This window comes from Streptomyces sp. NPDC014889, assembly GCF_043081205.1.
GTDB lineage: Bacteria > Actinomycetota > Actinomycetes > Streptomycetales > Streptomycetaceae > Streptomyces.
Window position 1 is genome coordinate 170,581 of the sequence record NZ_JBIBWH010000017.1, and the last position, 15,654, is coordinate 186,234.

14 protein-coding genes, 1 rRNA gene and 1 riboswitch are annotated in these 15,654 nt (G+C 70.4%); of the genes, 3 read left to right on the forward strand and 12 right to left on the reverse strand.

Features of this window, described 5'->3' with window-relative positions:
• Positions 1 to 41 precede the first annotated feature (41 nt).
• Together ACF09J_RS30170 and ACF09J_RS30175 are read left to right on the forward strand one after the other, a co-directional pair.
• Positions 42 to 1,133, forward strand: coding sequence for an ABC transporter ATP-binding protein (locus tag ACF09J_RS30170; RefSeq protein WP_392308626.1), 1,092 nt, complete (start codon positions 42 to 44; stop codon positions 1,131 to 1,133).
• Positions 1,134 to 1,194: 61 nt separating this feature from the next.
• Positions 1,195 to 1,614: a molybdopterin-binding protein gene (locus tag ACF09J_RS30175; protein ID WP_392308627.1), complete on the forward strand. Its 420-nt coding sequence runs from the start codon at positions 1,195 to 1,197 to the stop codon at positions 1,612 to 1,614.
• Between the two features lie 61 nt (positions 1,615 to 1,675).
• On the opposite strand, the gene gcvP is transcribed toward ACF09J_RS30175, so the two are convergent.
• Entirely contained in the window at positions 1,676 to 4,561 is a 2,886-nt protein-coding gene (gene gcvP / locus ACF09J_RS30180) for an aminomethyl-transferring glycine dehydrogenase (RefSeq protein WP_392308628.1), read from the reverse strand.
• Positions 4,562 to 4,736: 175 nt separating this feature from the next.
• Positions 4,737 to 4,831, reverse strand: a riboswitch (glycine riboswitch).
• A gap of 114 nt (positions 4,832 to 4,945) precedes the next feature.
• On the opposite strand from gcvP, the gene ACF09J_RS30185 reads away from it, so the two are divergent.
• A complete protein-coding gene (locus ACF09J_RS30185) occupies positions 4,946 to 5,329 on the forward strand; it encodes a PRC-barrel domain-containing protein (RefSeq protein WP_392308629.1) in 384 nt (127 codons plus the stop codon).
• Here the strand turns inward: ACF09J_RS30185 and ACF09J_RS30190 are convergent.
• From ACF09J_RS30190 to rrf, 11 genes are all read right to left on the reverse strand, one after another.
• The gene (locus tag ACF09J_RS30190; protein ID WP_392308630.1) at positions 5,239 to 6,699 is read right to left on the reverse strand and encodes a DNA polymerase IV; all 1,461 of its coding nucleotides are present in this window, start codon (positions 6,697 to 6,699) and stop codon (positions 5,239 to 5,241) included. The genes ACF09J_RS30185 and ACF09J_RS30190 overlap by 91 nt on opposite strands.
• Positions 6,700 to 6,801: 102 nt before the next feature.
• Complete coding sequence (locus ACF09J_RS30195) at positions 6,802 to 7,485, reverse strand: MerR family transcriptional regulator (RefSeq protein ID WP_392308631.1); 684 nt, start codon at positions 7,483 to 7,485, stop codon at positions 6,802 to 6,804.
• 191 nt (positions 7,486 to 7,676) lie between these two features.
• Entirely contained in the window at positions 7,677 to 8,150 is a 474-nt protein-coding gene (locus ACF09J_RS30200) for a bifunctional nuclease family protein (protein ID WP_111002881.1), read from the reverse strand.
• Positions 8,151 to 8,230: 80 nt separating this feature from the next.
• Positions 8,231 to 8,968 carry a MerR family transcriptional regulator gene (locus ACF09J_RS30205; RefSeq protein ID WP_392308632.1) on the reverse strand — a complete coding sequence of 246 codons (738 nt, stop codon included), beginning with the start codon at positions 8,966 to 8,968 and terminating at the stop codon, positions 8,231 to 8,233.
• A 17-nt stretch (positions 8,969 to 8,985) separates the two neighbouring features.
• Entirely contained in the window at positions 8,986 to 9,846 is an 861-nt protein-coding gene (locus ACF09J_RS30210; protein ID WP_392308633.1) for an FHA domain-containing protein, read from the reverse strand.
• A gap of 130 nt (positions 9,847 to 9,976) precedes the next feature.
• On the reverse strand, positions 9,977 to 10,846 hold the full coding sequence (locus ACF09J_RS30215; protein WP_392308634.1) for a DUF881 domain-containing protein: 870 nt from the start codon (positions 10,844 to 10,846) through the stop codon (positions 9,977 to 9,979).
• Positions 10,847 to 10,851: 5 nt separating this feature from the next.
• Positions 10,852 to 11,184: a small basic family protein gene (locus ACF09J_RS30220; RefSeq protein WP_003988855.1), complete on the reverse strand. Its 333-nt coding sequence runs from the start codon at positions 11,182 to 11,184 to the stop codon at positions 10,852 to 10,854.
• On the reverse strand, positions 11,181 to 12,077 hold the full coding sequence (locus tag ACF09J_RS30225) for a DUF881 domain-containing protein (RefSeq protein ID WP_392308635.1): 897 nt from the start codon (positions 12,075 to 12,077) through the stop codon (positions 11,181 to 11,183). Before ACF09J_RS30225 ends, ACF09J_RS30220 begins: the two co-directional genes overlap by 4 nt.
• A 152-nt stretch (positions 12,078 to 12,229) precedes the next feature.
• A complete protein-coding gene (locus tag ACF09J_RS30230) occupies positions 12,230 to 14,725 on the reverse strand; it encodes a sugar phosphate nucleotidyltransferase (RefSeq protein ID WP_392308636.1) in 2,496 nt (831 codons plus the stop codon).
• A 116-nt stretch (positions 14,726 to 14,841) separates the two neighbouring features.
• On the reverse strand, positions 14,842 to 15,450 hold the full coding sequence (locus ACF09J_RS30235; protein ID WP_392308637.1) for a CDP-alcohol phosphatidyltransferase family protein: 609 nt from the start codon (positions 15,448 to 15,450) through the stop codon (positions 14,842 to 14,844).
• Positions 15,451 to 15,559: 109 nt separating this feature from the next.
• A 5S ribosomal RNA gene (gene rrf / locus ACF09J_RS30240) occupies positions 15,560 to 15,654 on the reverse strand; the annotation flags it as partial.

Consider the following 15,654-nt stretch of genomic DNA (forward strand, 5'->3'; position numbering starts at 1 on the left):
CCGCCGATCCCGACCCGCCCCGTATCCAGGACGTTCATCTCATGACCGACATCGACCGGACCCCGGCCGGCGTGCGTTCCGGGGGCGCGCCCGGGGAGGGCCTGGACGCCCGCCTCGTCGTCGACCGCGGCGCCTTCCGCCTCGACGTCGCGCTCACCGCCGCCCCGGGCGAGGTGGTGGCGCTGCTCGGCCCGAACGGCGCCGGGAAGACGACGGCGCTGCGCGCCCTGGCGGGCCTGGTGCCGCTCACCGGCGGCCATCTGCGCCTGGACGGCGCCGCGCTGGACCGCACGCCGCCCGAGGCACGCCCGGTCGGTGTGGTCTTCCAGGACTACCTGCTGTTCCCGCATCTGTCGGCCCTGGACAACGTGGCCTTCGGACCGCGCTGCCGGGGCGCGTCCAGGGCCGAGGCCCGCGCGCAGGCGGCGCGCTGGCTGGACCGGATGGGCCTGGCCGACCACGCCGGCGCCAAGCCCCGCCGCCTCTCGGGCGGCCAGGCGCAGCGGGTGGCCCTGGCCCGCGCCCTGGCCACCGGGCCCCGGTTGCTGCTGCTCGACGAACCGCTCGCCGCCCTCGACGCCCGTACCCGTCTCGAGGTCCGCGCCCAGCTGCGCCGGCACCTCGCCGAGTTCGAGGCCGTCGCGGTCCTGGTCACCCATGACCCGCTGGACGCGATGGTGCTGGCCGACCGGCTGGTCGTCGTCGAGCACGGCCGTGTCGTGCAGGAGGGCACCCCGTCGGAGATCGCCCGCCGTCCGCGCACCGACTACGTCGCGCAACTGGTGGGTCTGAACCTCTACCGCGGGGAGGCGGAGGGCCACACCGTCCGTCTCGCGTCCGGTCCCGCCGTCACCATCGCGGAGGAGCTGTCGGGAGCGGTGTTCGTGGCCTTCCCGCCGAGTGCGGTCACTCTCTTCCGGGACCGCCCCTCCGGCTCCAGCGCGCGCAACCTGTGGCACTGCGAGGTCGCCGGTCTGGAGACCCACGGTGACCAGATCCGCGCCGACCTGACGGGCGAGCTCGCCCTCACCGCGGACCTGACGACGGTCGCGGCCGCCGAACTCGACCTGCACCCGGGCGCGGCGGTCTGGGCGACCGTCAAGGCGACGCAGACCCACGCCTACCCGGCTTGAGGCACCGGCCGCCCTACGGTGGGTGATCATCACGTCCCCCCACCCCCGCGAGGCACCCCCCATGAGCCTGAGCATCCGCAACCAGTTGCCCGGCACGGTCACCTCCGTCACTCCCGGCGAGGCGATGGCCCTCGTTCATGTGCGCCTGGACGGAGGCGGACAGCTCACTTCCGCGATCACCCGGGACGCCGTCGAGGACCTGCGGCTGACCGAGGGCACCGCCGTGCGCGCCCTGGTGAAGTCGACGGAGGTGTCCCTGGCCACCGGGCCGGTGGAGGGCCTGTCCATCCGCAACCGGCTGCCGGGCACCGTCAGCCGGATCACCCTCGGCGCGGCCATGGCGTCCGTCCGGGTCGGTGTGGAGGGCGGCGAGCTGACCGCCGCGATCACCACGGATGCCGCCGCGGAACTCGGCCTGGCGGAGGGCACGCGCGTCACCGCCCTGATCAAGTCGACCGAGGTGTCCCTGGCCACCGTGTGACACGGCGGGAAAAGCCCGTGGGCTCCCGCCCGGGTCGGACGGGAGCCCACGAACCGCTCACTCAGTCCTCGTACGCGTCCAGCGGGGGGCAGGAGCAGACGAGGTTGCGGTCGCCGAAGGCCTGGTCGATGCGGCGCACCGGCGGCCAGTACTTGTCGGCCGCCGAGACCCCGGCCGGGAAGACGGCCTCCTCACGGGTGTAGCCGTGCTCCCACTGCCCGCCGAGCGCGGCGGCGGTGTGCGGGGCGCCGCGCAGCGGGTTGTCGTCCTCGGCCCACTGGCCGGCACCGACCTTCTCGATCTCGGCGCGGATCGCGATCATCGCGTCGCAGAACCGGTCCAACTCGGCCAGGTCCTCCGACTCGGTCGGCTCGATCATCAGCGTGCCGGCCACCGGGAACGACATCGTCGGCGCGTGGAAGCCGTAGTCGATCAGCCGCTTGGCCACGTCGTCCACGGTCACGCCGGTCGCCTTGGTCAGCGGGCGCAGGTCGATGATGCACTCGTGGGCGACCAGGCCGCCGGGACCGGTGTAGAGCACCGGGTAGTGCGGCTCCAGGCGCTTGGCCACGTAGTTGGCGCTGAGCACGGCCACCTGCGTGGCCCGCTTGAGGCCCTCGCCGCCCATCAGGCGGACGTAGGCCCAGGAGATCGGCAGGATGCCGGCCGAACCCCACGGCGCGGCCGAGATCGGGCCGACCCCGGTCTCCGGGCCGGCGCCGGGCTGCAGCGGGTGGTTGGGCAGGTACGGCGCCAGGTGGGAGCGCACGCCGACCGGGCCGACGCCGGGACCGCCGCCGCCGTGCGGGATGCAGAACGTCTTGTGCAGGTTCAGGTGGGAGACGTCGCCGCCGAAGTGGCCCGGCTTGGCGAGGCCCACCAGGGCGTTGAGGTTGGCGCCGTCGACGTACACCTGGCCGCCGGCCTCGTGGACCTGTGCGCAGATGTCGGCGACGTGCTCCTCGAACACGCCGTGCGTGGACGGGTAGGTGATCATCAGCACGGCCAGCTGCTCGCCGTACTGCTCGATCTTCGCCCGCAGGTCCTCGACGTCGACCTCGCCGTCCTCGGCGGTCTTGACGACGACGACCTTCATGCCGGCCATCACGGCGCTGGCGGCGTTGGTGCCGTGCGCGGAGGACGGGATGAGGCAGATGGTGCGCTGCTCGTCGCCGTTGGCCCGGTGGTAGCCGCGCACGGCGAGCAGACCGGCCAGCTCGCCCTGGGAGCCGGCGTTGGGCTGGAGGGAGACCTTGTCGTAGCCGGTGACCTCGGCGAGACGTTCCTCCAGCTCACGGATGAGCGTGAGGTAGCCCTCCGCCTGCTCGGCGGGCACGAACGGGTGCAGCTGCCCGAACTCCGGCCAGGTGACCGGCTCCATCTCGGTCGTCGCGTTGAGCTTCATGGTGCACGAGCCCAGCGGGATCATGCCGCGGTCGAGCGCGTAGTCACGGTCGGACAGGCGGCGAAGGTAGCGCAGCATCGCGGTCTCGGACCGGTACTGCTGGAAGACGGGGTGGGTGAGGTAGGCGTCGGCGCGCAGCAGCGCCTCGGGCAGCGCGTCCCCGGCCGCCGCGTCCAGCGCCTCGATGTCGCCCCCGACACCGAAGGCGGCCCACACGGCGCGCAGCCGGTCCCGGTTGGTGGTCTCGTCGCAGGCGATGGAGACGTGGTCGGCGTCGACGAGGCGCAGGTTCACACCGCCCTCGCGGGCCGCGGCGACGACCTCGGCGGCCCGCCCCTCGGCCTTGACGGTCAGCGTGTCGAAGAACGCGCCGTGCACGACCTCGAAACCGCCCGCGGCGAGGCCCTCGGCGAGGACCGTGGCGTAGCGGTGGGTGCGCAGCGCGATGTCCCGCAGGCCCTCGGGGCCGTGGTAGACCGCGTACATGCCGGCCATGACGGCGAGCAGCACCTGGGCGGTGCAGATGTTGCTGGTGGCCTTCTCGCGGCGGATGTGCTGCTCACGGGTCTGCAGGGCGAGGCGGTAGGCCTTGTTGCCGTCGGCGTCGACGGAGACGCCGACCAGGCGGCCGGGCAGGCTGCGCGCGAACTTCTCGCGCACCGCCATGTAGCCGGCGTGCGGGCCGCCGAAGCCCATCGGCACGCCGAAGCGCTGGGTGGTGCCGACGGCGATGTCCGCACCGAGCTCGCCGGGCGACTTCAGCAGGGTGAGCGCGAGCAGGTCGGCGGCGACGGTGACCAGGGCGCCCAGCTCGTGCGCCTGGTCGATGACGGGCTTGAGGTCGCGCACGGCGCCCGAGGCGCCCGGGTACTGCAGGAGCACGCCGTTGATCTCGCGCTCGGCGATCTCGGCGGGGATGCCCGCGCCGAGGTCGGCGACGACGACCTCGACCCCGGTCGGCTCGGCACGGGTCCGGATGACCGCGATGGTCTGCGGCAGCGCGTCCGCGTCGACCAGGAACAGGCCCTTCTTGTTCTTGCCCATGCGCCGGGACAGCGACATGGCCTCGGCCGCGGCGGTGCCCTCGTCGAGCAGGGACGCGCCGGAGGTCGGCAGACCGGCCAGGTCGGCGACCACGGTCTGGAAGTTCAGCAGCGCCTCGAGGCGGCCCTGGGAGATCTCCGGCTGGTAGGGGGTGTAGGCCGTGTACCAGGCCGGGTTCTCCATGACGTTGCGCAGGATGACCGGCGGAGTGAAGGTCCCGTAGTAGCCGAGTCCGATCATCGAGCCGAGGACCTGGTTGCGGTCGGCGAGGGTGCGCAGCTCGGCCAGCACCTCGGCCTCGGTGCGCGCGCCCGGCAGGTCGAGGGCGTCGGCGTTCTTGATCACGTCGGGCACCGCGGCGGCGGTGAGCTCGTCGAGCGAGCCGTAGCCGACCTGCGCGAGCATCTTCGCCCGCGCCTCCTGGTCGGGCCCGATGTGGCGCTGTTCGAAGGGGATGCCCTGTTCGAGCTCGGAGAGCGGAATGCGCTGGGCGGTCATTGCGGAGGCCTCCTGGTCTGTCACGACCTTCGAGGGACACCACGGCACGGGTGCCCCGACGGCCTCCCCCTCTGTCATCTCAACCTGAGAGTTTCACCGGGCCGCCCGAGGGCTCCGGTTTTCACCGTCGGTGAGAGCGGAAGCCGTCGACACCCGCTCTGCTTTCCAGAGTGACCTCGTCCGTGCGGTACGTGGGCCTGAGAGATTCCGGGGAGGATTTGCTCCTTCGGCGCCCCCGGTGGTGCCGGAGGGCTCTCCCGCACGGGGTCAGCAGCCGTTGCCCAGAGTACCAGCGGGGCAGCCGCACGGGCCTTCGAGTGGCCGCCATGCTGAATGTGCTCTTTTGTAGTGCTTACGGATGAGTTGCGACCATGTGGAGGGACAGTGCAGACGGAGATCGATCCGCGCAACCTGATCGGCCGCAAGGCGTTCGACCGCAACGGCCACAAGATCGGCACGGTGGACGAGGTCTACCTCGATGACGCCACCGGAGTACCCGAGTGGGCGGCGATACGCACCGGCCTGTTCTCCCGGGACGCCTTCGTCCCCCTGGAACCCAGCGAACTGGTCGAGGGCGCCCTCCGCGTCCCCTTCGACCGCTCGCTGATCAAGGAGGCCCCCGACTTCGGCGTGGGCCGCCATCTGTCCCCCGAGCAGGAACTGCAGCTCTACCACCACTACGGCTTGGACGTGGCCCCTCCCCCGGCCGTTCCGGACCACCACTTCGGCAAACTGGCGGGCTCCGGCTCGGGCCCGGACGAGAGCTGAGCCGGAGGAACCTCGGGACCCGGAGGGAGCAGAGGAACCAGCGGAAGGGGTTCGGCCGGTTCCAGGTCCGGGTCGTCCAGAGGGAAGGTGCGTACCCGGCCCGGCGCGGAGCCGGGGGTCTCGAAGCGGACGGTGACGCGGCCGAGACCGCTGCCCTGCACCCATCCGTGACCGTACTCGGCGTGCCGCACGTCGTGGCCTGACGGCCACCGTCGCTCGGTGGGCGCCGGCTGCTGCTCGGCAGGTTCCTCGGGCCGCTCCTCGGCGCCCTCCGCCTCCGTGTCCGCGGCCCGCGCGCCCGCCGCCTGCGCGAACAGGTCCTCCTGGGTGTAGTCGGCGAGCCCGGACACGCCCACGCCGAGCAGTCGTACGCCGCCGGTGGTGTCCACGGAGTCCAGCAGCCGGGCGGCCGCCTCGCGTATCACCGCCGGGTCGTCGGTGGGTCCGCGCAGGGTCTCGGAGCGGGTCAGGGTGGAGAAGTCGTAGCGGCGCACCTTCAGCACGATGGTGCGCCCCGACAGACCGGCCTCGCGCAGCCGCCGTACGCAGCGGTCGGCGAGCCGCTGCACCTCCAGGGCGACCCGGACGCGGTCGTGGATGTCCACGTCGTAGGTGTCCTCGACGGAGACCGACTTCGCCTCGCGCTCGGCGACGACGGGACGCTCGTCGTGGGCCAGCGCCATCGCGTACAGCGCGTGCCCGTGCGCTTTGCCGAGCAGCCGTACGAGTTCGTCCTCACCGGCCTCGGCGAGCTCCTCGACGGTGTGGATCCCGGCCCGCCGCAGATGGTCGCCCGTGGCCGGGCCCACGCCCGGCAGGGTCCGCACGGTCAGCGGTCCGAGCAGGGCCCGCTCGGTGCCGGGCCGGATGAGCACCAGACCGTCGGGCTTGGCCTGCTCGGAGCCGATCTTGGCGAGCATCTTGGACGCGGCCAGCCCCACGGACCCCGTCAGCCCCGTGACGGCCCGGATGTCGGCGCGCAGCCTGATCCCCGCCAGCCGGGCGGACTCCGCGTCCCAGGCGGCTCCCCCGGCCTCCAGGTCCACGAACGCCTCGTCCAGGCTCAGCGGCTCCACCAGCGGCGACAGCGACCGCAGCAGGCCCATCACCCGTTCGCTGATGGAGCGGTAGAAGGCGAAGCGCGGCACGAGGTACGCGGCGTTCGGTGCCAGCCGCCGCGCCTGGGCCATCGGCATCGCGGAGTGGACGCCGAAGACACGCGCCTCGTACGACGCCGTGGCCACCACCCCGCGCGGTCCAAGACCGCCCACGACCACGGCCTTCCCGCGCAGGCTCGGCTTGGACGCCTGCTCCGCGGAGGCGAAGAAGGCATCCATGTCGAGATGGAGGATCGTGGGTGCGGTTCTCACATCTACGATGCTGCACCACACCACTGACAACGCCCCGGACGGACCGGGCCGGGTCGCCTGTCGGCCGGTGGTCCGGGCGGCCGCAGCCGCCCGAGGGGCGGCTCAGACGGCCCGGTTGCGCCGCCGTGCCAACTCGTCGCGCGGGTTGGGTCCCACGAGCGTCTCCCCGGTGTCGATGCGCTCGCCGTGCAGTTGCGACAGCGCGCTCTCCACATCGCGCCACACCACGCCGACGGCGATGCCGAAGATGCCCTGGCCGCCCTGGAGCAGGGCGTGCACCTCGTCGGGCGACGTGCACTCGTACACCGTGGCGCCGTCGCTCATCAGCGTCATCCGCTCCAGGTCACGGAAACCGCACTCGCGCAGATGCTGGACGGCGGTACGGATGTTCTGCAGCGACACGCCGGTGTCGAGGAACCGCTTGACGATCTTCAGGACGACCACGTCCCGGAAGCTGTAGAGGCGCTGCGTGCCGGACCCGTGGGCGGGCCGCACACTCGGCTCGACCAGCCCGGTCCGCGCCCAGTAGTCCAGTTGCCGGTAGGTGATACCGGCGGCCGCGCAGGCCGTCGGACCGCGGTAGCCGATCTGCTCGGTCGTCATGACCGCCGCCCCTCCGCTGCTCGGCACCGCCGTCGGTCGCTGCGGAGCACGACCGGCCACGCCATCGAGAGGGGGATACCCCCCGCTCGGTCGGATCCGAGAGCCCGGGGGAGGGTACGGACCGCTTCCCCCGGCATTGCGTCCGGGGGCACCCCCAGCCGTACCGTCGCCGCTGCTTCTCACGCCGACCTCCGTCCTTGACCTGCCTCCTCGACGGTAGGCAGTCACCAGGGGTGCGTCAACGATCGCCACACTCGGCACGCCGAGTGATAATCACCCTAAGAGTGGTTTCGCGTACCCCGTCGCCGGGAAAGGCTATCCGAATGCTTCGGAGGGAGGACGCGGGGCGGTCTCCCATGGCTCATGCGGGCACTTCACTGGCTGCTGCTGCCGAAGTCCTCCGGCGAGATCTGGTCGAGGAACTCGCGGAACTTCTCCACCTCGTCCTCCTGCTCGTCCGGGATCGCGATCCCGGCGTCGTCCAGCACCGTGTCACTGCCGAAGATCGGCGTCCCGGTGCGCAGGGCCAGCGCTATGGCGTCGGACGGCCGGGCGCTCACTTCGACACCGCTGGCGAACACCAGCTCGGCGTAGAAGACGCCTTCACGCAGGTCCGTGATGCGCACTTCCGTGAGTTCCTGGCCGACCGCCTCCAGCACGTCCTTGAACAGGTCGTGGGTCAGCGGTCGCGCGGGCGCCATGCCCTGCTGGGCGAAGGCGATCGCCGTCGCCTCCCCTGGCCCGATCCAGATGGGGAGGTAGCGGTCGCCTCCCACTTCACGCAGGAGCACGATCGGTTGGTTGGAGGGCATCTCGACCCGGACACCTACGACATCGAGCTCGTTCACACAGCAACCCTAGGCGGTGCCCGGGACGTTTGGGTAGTCGGGCCGGGCATGGGAGGAGGATCCGGCCGTCTCCGGCCCGCTCACGGCAGCCGCAGCCCGAGCGCGGTCTGGACCAGCACCGTGTGAAGTCGCACCGTGAGTTCCGCAAGCTCCTTGGCGCGGGCCTCCGCATGTGCCCTGGTCTGCGGATTGCGGTGCCGCCTCAGCGGCGCCACCACCTGGTCGACGAGCCCCGCCTCCCGGTCGGCGGCCGCCTTCATCACCCGCAGATGCCTCGGCTCGATCCCGAAACGCCCCAGCTCGGACACGAGCGAGGCCACGGTCACCGCCTCGGCGCCGTAGGCCCCGTCCGCCAGCGGAGTGAGCAGCCCGTACGACTCCCACTCCTGGAGCTCCCCCTCCTCGATACCGACGGCGGCGAGCAACTCGTCCCGCCCGATCCGGGCTCCCGCCGGCGCCTCGGCCGGCTGCGGCACGGACCCGCCGTCACGCTGCCGGCCGACCGCCGGCAGATGGACCGCCTCGCCGCGCTCCATGGCGTCCAGGTACTCGCGGATCACCTTCAACGGCAGGTAGTGGTCACGCTGCATCCGCAGGACCAGGGCCAGCCGCTCGACGTCGTCGGTGCTGAACTTGCGGTACCCCGAGGGGGTGCGCCGCGGCTCGACGAGACCCTCCGACTCCAGGAAACGGATCTTGGAGACGGTGACCTCGGGGAACTCGCCGCGCAGCATGTTCAGCACCGTGCCGATGCTCTTCAGCCCACTGTCCGTGGCGGCGGCGCCGTGCCCGGCGCCGCCGCTCGGTGATTGACGCATGGACCTTCCCTGACAGGTCAGACGCCCTGCCGGCTCGAGTAGAAGACCAGCCGGTACTTGCCGATCTGGACCTCGTCGCCGTTGGACAGAGCGACCTGGTCGATCGGCTCCCGGTTGACGTACGTGCCGTTCAGACTGCCGACGTCGGCCACCGTGAACGAGCCGTCCGGGTTGCGCCGGAACTCCACGTGGCGACGCGAGACCGTCACGTCGTCCAGGAAGATGTCGCTCTGCGGATGACGCCCGGCCGTGGTCAGCTCGCCGTCCAGGAGGAAGCGGCTGCCGGAGTTCGGTCCGCGGCGCACCACCAGCAGGGCCGAGCCCAGCGGGAGCGCGTCGACGGCCGCCTGCGCCTCGGGAGACAGCATCGGCGTCTGGCCGGTGGCCTCGGCGTCGTAGGCCTCCAGACCGGAGATGGAGATCGTCGAGGTCGTCTCCGACGAGCGCTCCGGCGTCGCGCCGGGCCGCAGCGGCGCGCCGCAGTTGGAACAGAAGCGGCTGTTCTCCGCGTTGCGGTTCCCGCACCTCGTGCACACCAGGACGGACATGGACGGATCCTCCTGCCGCGGCTGCCCCGCGGGGGCATCGGACGCGTACGGGCCGGCGGCGAACCCTCCAGCCGTACCTGAGGTCGACGGTTCCCCGAAACCTATGCCGCCCGACTGGGCAGGGTCAACCGACGGCGCGCCCTGACCAGCCACCTGGTCCCTGAACAGCGGACGCCGGCCCTCGGCGTCGGGCTGTGCGCGGTGACGGGCCGTCGCGTTCTCGCCGCCCTCTCGCGCGCTCTTGCCGAACAACTTCGCAAACAACTTCACGGGCGATTCCCCTTGACCGAAACAGACCCGCCCGTGGGGCAGGACGAACCCTGACTGCATACACCGGTCGACCCGGACATCCTCACAACGTCCGTATCCACCAGACAGTTTCCACCACGCACCACCCAATCGGTGCGCCGACCCCCCGCAACCTCATGCCCCTGCCGGACGACCGCCATGCACCGCCGGTTCACCGCGAGGACGACCGAGCGTAGTCAGGCGCCTTCGCCGCCCGCAAGGCATCCACGATGATCTTGTCCGAACGGTCGATGGTCACGGTGGCCTGCTCCTTCTCCAGGGTCTGCACCACGCCTCCAGGAATGTTGAGCGCCGGTTCGAGGTCCTGCGGCTTGCCGATGACCTTGAAACGATACGGAGTGTTGATCTTGTTCCCGTCGACGTCCACGCTCTTGCCGGAATCGGTCAGATAGGTGCTCGCGACCACCCGTACACCGTTCACCTCGATCGCCTCCGCACCGGCCGCGCGCAGCTCCTGTATCGCGTCGAGCAGCATGTTCGACCGGACCGTTCCCTTCGTGTCCTCGATCGTGATCGTGACGCCGGGTCCCTGCGCGGCCACCGTGCCCGCGAGGATGCCGAGTTGCTTCTCCTTCTCGGCCGTCTGCCTGCGGGCCTCCTCGGCCTGGTCCGAGCTGTTCTCCAGCTCCTGGCGCTGCTTCTCCAGACCCTGCTTCTCGTCCTCAAGACGCTGAGTACGGTCATCCAGTTCATCGAGAATGCGAACGAGATCCTCCTGCCGGGCGCCGCGCAGCGCGTTGTCGCCGCTGCTGTTGGACGCGACCTGGACCGCGAGTCCGAAGCCGAGGCCGAACAGCAGCAGTGCCACGACGAGTTGGGCCCGGGTGAAGCGCGGCGGCCACAGCCCCTGGGCCAGCCGCCGGCGACCGGTCAGCGCCGGCTCGGAACTCTTCTCGGCGCCCGGGTTCTCACCGGCGGCCGCCTGCGCCGGCACCTCCTCGGGCAGCTCCTGACGCAGCCGCTGCTGCTCGGGCCGGGTGTCGTTCTGCCCGTTCCCGGGCTGTTCGTCCTGTTGGCTCATCACTCTCACGCCCGGAACACATGCCGTCGGATCGCCGCGGCGTTGGAGAAGATGCGGATACCGAGGACGACCACGACACCCGTGGACAGCTGGGCGCCCACGCCCAACTTGTCACCCAGGAAGACGATCAGCGCGGCCACGACCACGTTGGACAGGAACGACACGACGAAGACCTTGTCGTCGAAGATGCCGTCCAGCATGGCCCGCAGTCCGCCGAAGACGGCGTCCAGCGCCGCGACGACGGCGATCGGCAGGTAAGGCTCGACGACCGCCGGAACCTCGGGCCGGACCAACAGGCCGGCCACCACTCCCACGACGAGGCCCAGTACGGCGATCACGATGTGCCCTTCTCAGTGCTCGGCTGTGCTGTACGTACGATCACACTCGGTGCGGCGGCCAGCCGGATGTCGCTCTCCACGGAGATGCTGCCCCGGATGCCGTAGTTGTCCTTCAGCGCCTGGAGGTACAGCCCGTCGGGGCTGTCCTGGAACCGGTCGCGGAGCCGTTCCCCGTCCCCCACGGCGAGCACCGTGTACGGCGGTACCAGTGGCTTGTTGTCGACCAGTATCGCCTCACCCGCGGCCCTGATCGCCGACAGGGCCGTGAGCCGCTGCCCGTTGATGGAGACGGCCTCGGCACCCGACTGCCACAGCCCGTTCACCACCCGCTGCATGTCCCGGTCACGCACCCGGCCGGTGTCGGAGAACCCCGACGCCCCCCGCGGATCGCCGCCGGCGCTCGTGCCGGCCTCCTTGGCGTCGTCCACCACGAGCCGTACACCGGGGCCGTACACCTCGCCGGCGCCCGCCAGCATGCTCACCAGGTCGGCCTGCGGGTTGCCACCGGTGTCCCGGAGCGCCTGGCGCTGCCGCGCGCTCACGTCGTCGCGCAGCTCGTCGACCGTGCCCTCGAGCTTGTCGGCCGCCGCGGTCTCCTTGTCGATACGGTCGATCAGCTCCTGGCGCTCCTTGGCGACGACCGGGGCCGCCACCCGCGCCTGGGCCGCTCCCAGGGTCACCACGAGCGCGGCCAGCACCAGCCCGCCCGCCAGGCCGAGCTTCGCCCGGACGGTTTTCGGCATGCCGCTCTCGCCCGCGGCCTTCTTCCGCGCGGCGGCCTCGGCGTAACCGTCGTCGAGGCTGTGGTCCATGACGTTGGTGATCAACGACATGGAGGCGTCCGGTCGGGAGGGCCGCGCGGGGTTGCTCCGAATGGGGGGATGCTGCGGCATGCCGCACATCGTCGCACGACGCGGCCGTGACCTCCGAATGGGCCCACCGGCGTGCCGGACAGGCCCCCTTGGAGGTCACTTGTCCGGCACGCGCGCGTGCTGTCCGTTTTCCCGGCCGCCGCACTGCTCCAGCGGCTGGTCCACCTGCTGTTCTACCGGCCGGCGCTGTCCACGACGGCCGCCCACTCGTCCAGCAGCGCCTGGGCGGAGGCGTCGTCGGGTCCCTCGGCCCACAGATGGGTGACGGCTTCGGCCGGATCGGGCAGGACCATCACCCAGCGGCCGTCGGTCTCCACGACCCGCACCCCGTCCGTGGTGTCCACGAAGCGGTCTCCGGCCGCCTCGACGACCCGCCGCATCACCAGACCCTTGACGGCCCACGGCGTTGCCAGATCACGCTTGAGGACGTGGGCGCGCGGGATCCTGGCGTCGATCTGGCTCAGGGTGAGCTGGGTGCGCGCGACCAGGCCGATGAGCCTTACGAAGGCCGCCGTCCCGTCGTAGACGCTGCTGAACTCGGGGACGATGAATCCGCCCTTGCCGTCGCCGCCGAAGATCGTCCCCTCCTCGCCGCCGACCCGGGTGAGGTCGTCGGGAGAGGTCGTCGTCCACTCCACCTGGGTGCCGTGGTACGCGGCCACCTGCTCGGCGATCCGCGTGGTAGTGACGGGCAGCGCGACCCGGCCGCTGCGCCGCTCGGCGGCGATGAGGTCGAGCATCACCAGCAGCGCCCGGTCGTCCTCGATGATGCGGCCCCTCTCGTCGACGAGCGACAGCCGCTCGCCCACCGGGTCGAAGCGCACACCGAACGCGGCCCCGGAGGACGCCACTATCTCGCCGAGCCGCACCATGCCCGCACGGCGCATGTCGGCGGTCTCCGTCGGCCGGGCCTCGTTCAGTCCCGGGTTGATCGTCAGCGAGTCCACACCGAGCTTGCCGAGCAGGCTGGGCAGCACGAGCCCGGCGCTGCCGTTCGAGGCGTCCACGACGACCTTGAGGCCCGACTCGGTGATCCCGGTGGTGTCGACGTCGCGCAGCAGCGAACCGGTGTACGAGTCGAAGACACTGGACGGGAAGTACAGGTCACCGATCTCGCCGGGGAAGGCACGCCGGTACTCCTGGCGCGCGAAGACCCGGTCCAGTTTGCGCTGGCTGCCCTGCGACAGGTCGGCGCCCTGTCCGTCGAAGAACATGATGTCGACCGAGTCCGGCACCCCGGGCGTGGTCCGGATCATGATGCCGCCGGCGCTGCCCCGCGCGGTCTGCTGCCGGGCCACCGGCAGCGGTACGTTCTCCAGGTCCCGCACGTCGATGGCGCTGGCCTGGAGGGCCGAGATGACCGCACGCTTGAGCGCGCGGGCACCCCGGGAGTGGTCGCGGGCCGTGGTGACCGTGGAGCCCTTCTTGAGCGTGGTCGCGTAGGCGCCGGCGAGCCGCACGGCGAGCTCGGGGGTGATCTCCACGTTCAGGATTCCGGACACCCCGCGGGCCCCGAAGAGGTGCGCCTGGCCCCGCGACTCCCAGATGACCGAGGTGTTGACGAAGGCGCCGGCCTCGATGGTCTTGAACGGGTACACCCGGACATTGCCCTGCACGATCGATTCTTCACCGATCAGGCACTCGTCACCGATGACCGCGCCGTCCTCGATCCGCGCCGCGCGCATGATGTCGGTGTTCTTGCCGACGACACAGCCGCGCAGGTTGCTGTGCTGGCCGATGTACACGTTGTCGTGCACGACGGCCTTGTGCAGGAAGGCGCCGCTCTTCACGACGACGTTGGAGCCGACGACGGTGTGCTCGCGGATCTCGGCGCCGGCCTCCACCTTGGCGTAGTCGCCGATGTAGAGCGGCCCGCGCAGCTCGGCGTCCGGGTGCACCTCGGCGCCCTCGGCGACCCATACTCCCGGGGAGATCTCGAAGCCGTCGATCGTGACGTCGACCTTGCCCTCCAGGACGTCGGCCTGCGCCTTCACATAGCTCTCGTGGGTGCCGACGTCCTCCCAGTAGCCCTCGGCGATATAGCCGTAGATCGGCTTGCCTTCCTTCATCAGCTGTGGGAAGACATCACCGGACCAGTCGACCGGGACATCGGGGTCGACATAGTTGAACACCTCGGGCTCCATCACATAGATGCCCGTGTTCACGGTGTCGGAGAAGACCTGGCCCCAGGTCGGCTTCTCCAGGAAGCGCTCGACCTTGCCCTCTTCGTCGACGATGGTGATTCCGAATTCCAGCGGATTGGGCACGCGCGTGAGACACACGGTCACCATCGCGCCCTTTTCCTTGTGGAAATCGATCAGCCGGGTGAGGTCGAAGTCGGTCAGGGCATCACCGGAGATGACGAGGAACGCGTCGTCCTTCAACGCCTCCTCGGCGTTCTTGACGCTTCCGGCGGTTCCGAGTGGCTTCTCCTCATTGGCATAGGTGAGCTCCATTCCGAGCTCTTCACCATCTCCAAAGTAGTTCTTGACCAACGAGGCCAGGAACTGGACTGTGACGACGGTCTCATTCAGCCCATGCCTTTTGAGCAGCCGCAGCACATGCTCCATGATCGGCCGGTTGACCACCGGCAGGAGCGGCTTGGGCATGCTCGAGGTCATCGGGCGAAGGCGCGTGCCTTCGCCTCCGGCCATCACGACGGCCTTCATGTCGGAAGCGTCCTCCTCCAAGAGACGACGATCTAGCCGACTGCACCCGTTCTGATTGTCCCGCACTTTTCCCAGGCGGGCCATCGGAGCCCCCGCGGCTGCCTTGATGAGGGAACTCAGTCGGCCGTGGCGTCCGCACGTACCAGACGGCGGACTTGTACCACGTAGAGGACTCCTGCCCACCAATAGAGCGTTGTACCCCATCCTGCGAACGCCCATCCGAAAATGGCCGCGAGTGACGCGATCCATCCGCTGCCGTCACTGAGCAGCAACAAGGGGAACGCATACATCAGGTTGAACGTCGCCGCCTTACCCAGGAAGTTCACCTGCGGCGGCGGGTAGCCGTGCCTCCTGAGGACTCCCACGGCCACCAGGAGCATCAATTCGCGGGCCACGAGCAGAGCGGTCAGCCACAGCGGCAGAATCTCGCGCCAGGTGAGGCCGAGGAGCGTGGAGAGGACGTAGAGCCGGTCGGCCGCGGGGTCGAGCAGCCGGCCGAGGCTGCTGACCTGGTTCCACCGCCGGGCGAGCTTGCCGTCGAGGTAGTCGCTGACCCCGCTGAACGCGAGCACCAGCAGGGCCCAGCCGTCACTCTTGGGGCCACCGAACTCCGGCCGGAGGATCAGCCACAGGAAGAGGGGCACGCCGACGAGCCGTGCCATGCTGAGGATGTTCGGGATGGTGAGGACCCGGTCTGTCTGGACACGGGTCTCCTGGACCTCCACCCGGGGGCCTCCTGTGGGAAAGATACCGACGATGCCTCCTGACTTTACCCCAACGCAAAAAAGCTCCGGCTCCCGGGCTGTTTGCCCAGGAGCCGGAGCTCTAAAGGTAGTTCGGCGGTGTCCTACTCTCCCACAGGGTCCCCCCTGCAGTACCATCGGCGCTGTGAGGCTTAGCTTCCGGGTTCGGAATGTAACCGGGCGTTT

Bases quoted from the DNA above. Each gene is read 5' to 3' on its own strand.
- ACF09J_RS30170 (WP_392308626.1), top strand. From the start codon at position 42: ATGACCGACATCGACCGGACCCCGGCCGGCGTGCGTTCCGGGGGCGCG.
- ACF09J_RS30175 (WP_392308627.1), top strand. From the start codon at position 1,195: ATGAGCCTGAGCATCCGCAACCAGTTGCCCGGCACGGTCACCTCCGTC.
- gcvP (WP_392308628.1), bottom strand. From the start codon at position 4,561: ATGACCGCCCAGCGCATTCCGCTCTCCGAGCTCGAACAGGGCATCCCC.
- ACF09J_RS30205 (WP_392308632.1), bottom strand. From the start codon at position 8,968: ATGCGTCAATCACCGAGCGGCGGCGCCGGGCACGGCGCCGCCGCCACG.
- ACF09J_RS30210 (WP_392308633.1), bottom strand. From the start codon at position 9,846: ATGCAGTCAGGGTTCGTCCTGCCCCACGGGCGGGTCTGTTTCGGTCAA.
- ACF09J_RS30215 (WP_392308634.1), bottom strand. From the start codon at position 10,846: ATGAGCCAACAGGACGAACAGCCCGGGAACGGGCAGAACGACACCCGG.
- ACF09J_RS30225 (WP_392308635.1), bottom strand. From the start codon at position 12,077: ATGCCGCAGCATCCCCCCATTCGGAGCAACCCCGCGCGGCCCTCCCGA.
- ACF09J_RS30230 (WP_392308636.1), bottom strand. From the start codon at position 14,725: ATGAAGGCCGTCGTGATGGCCGGAGGCGAAGGCACGCGCCTTCGCCCG.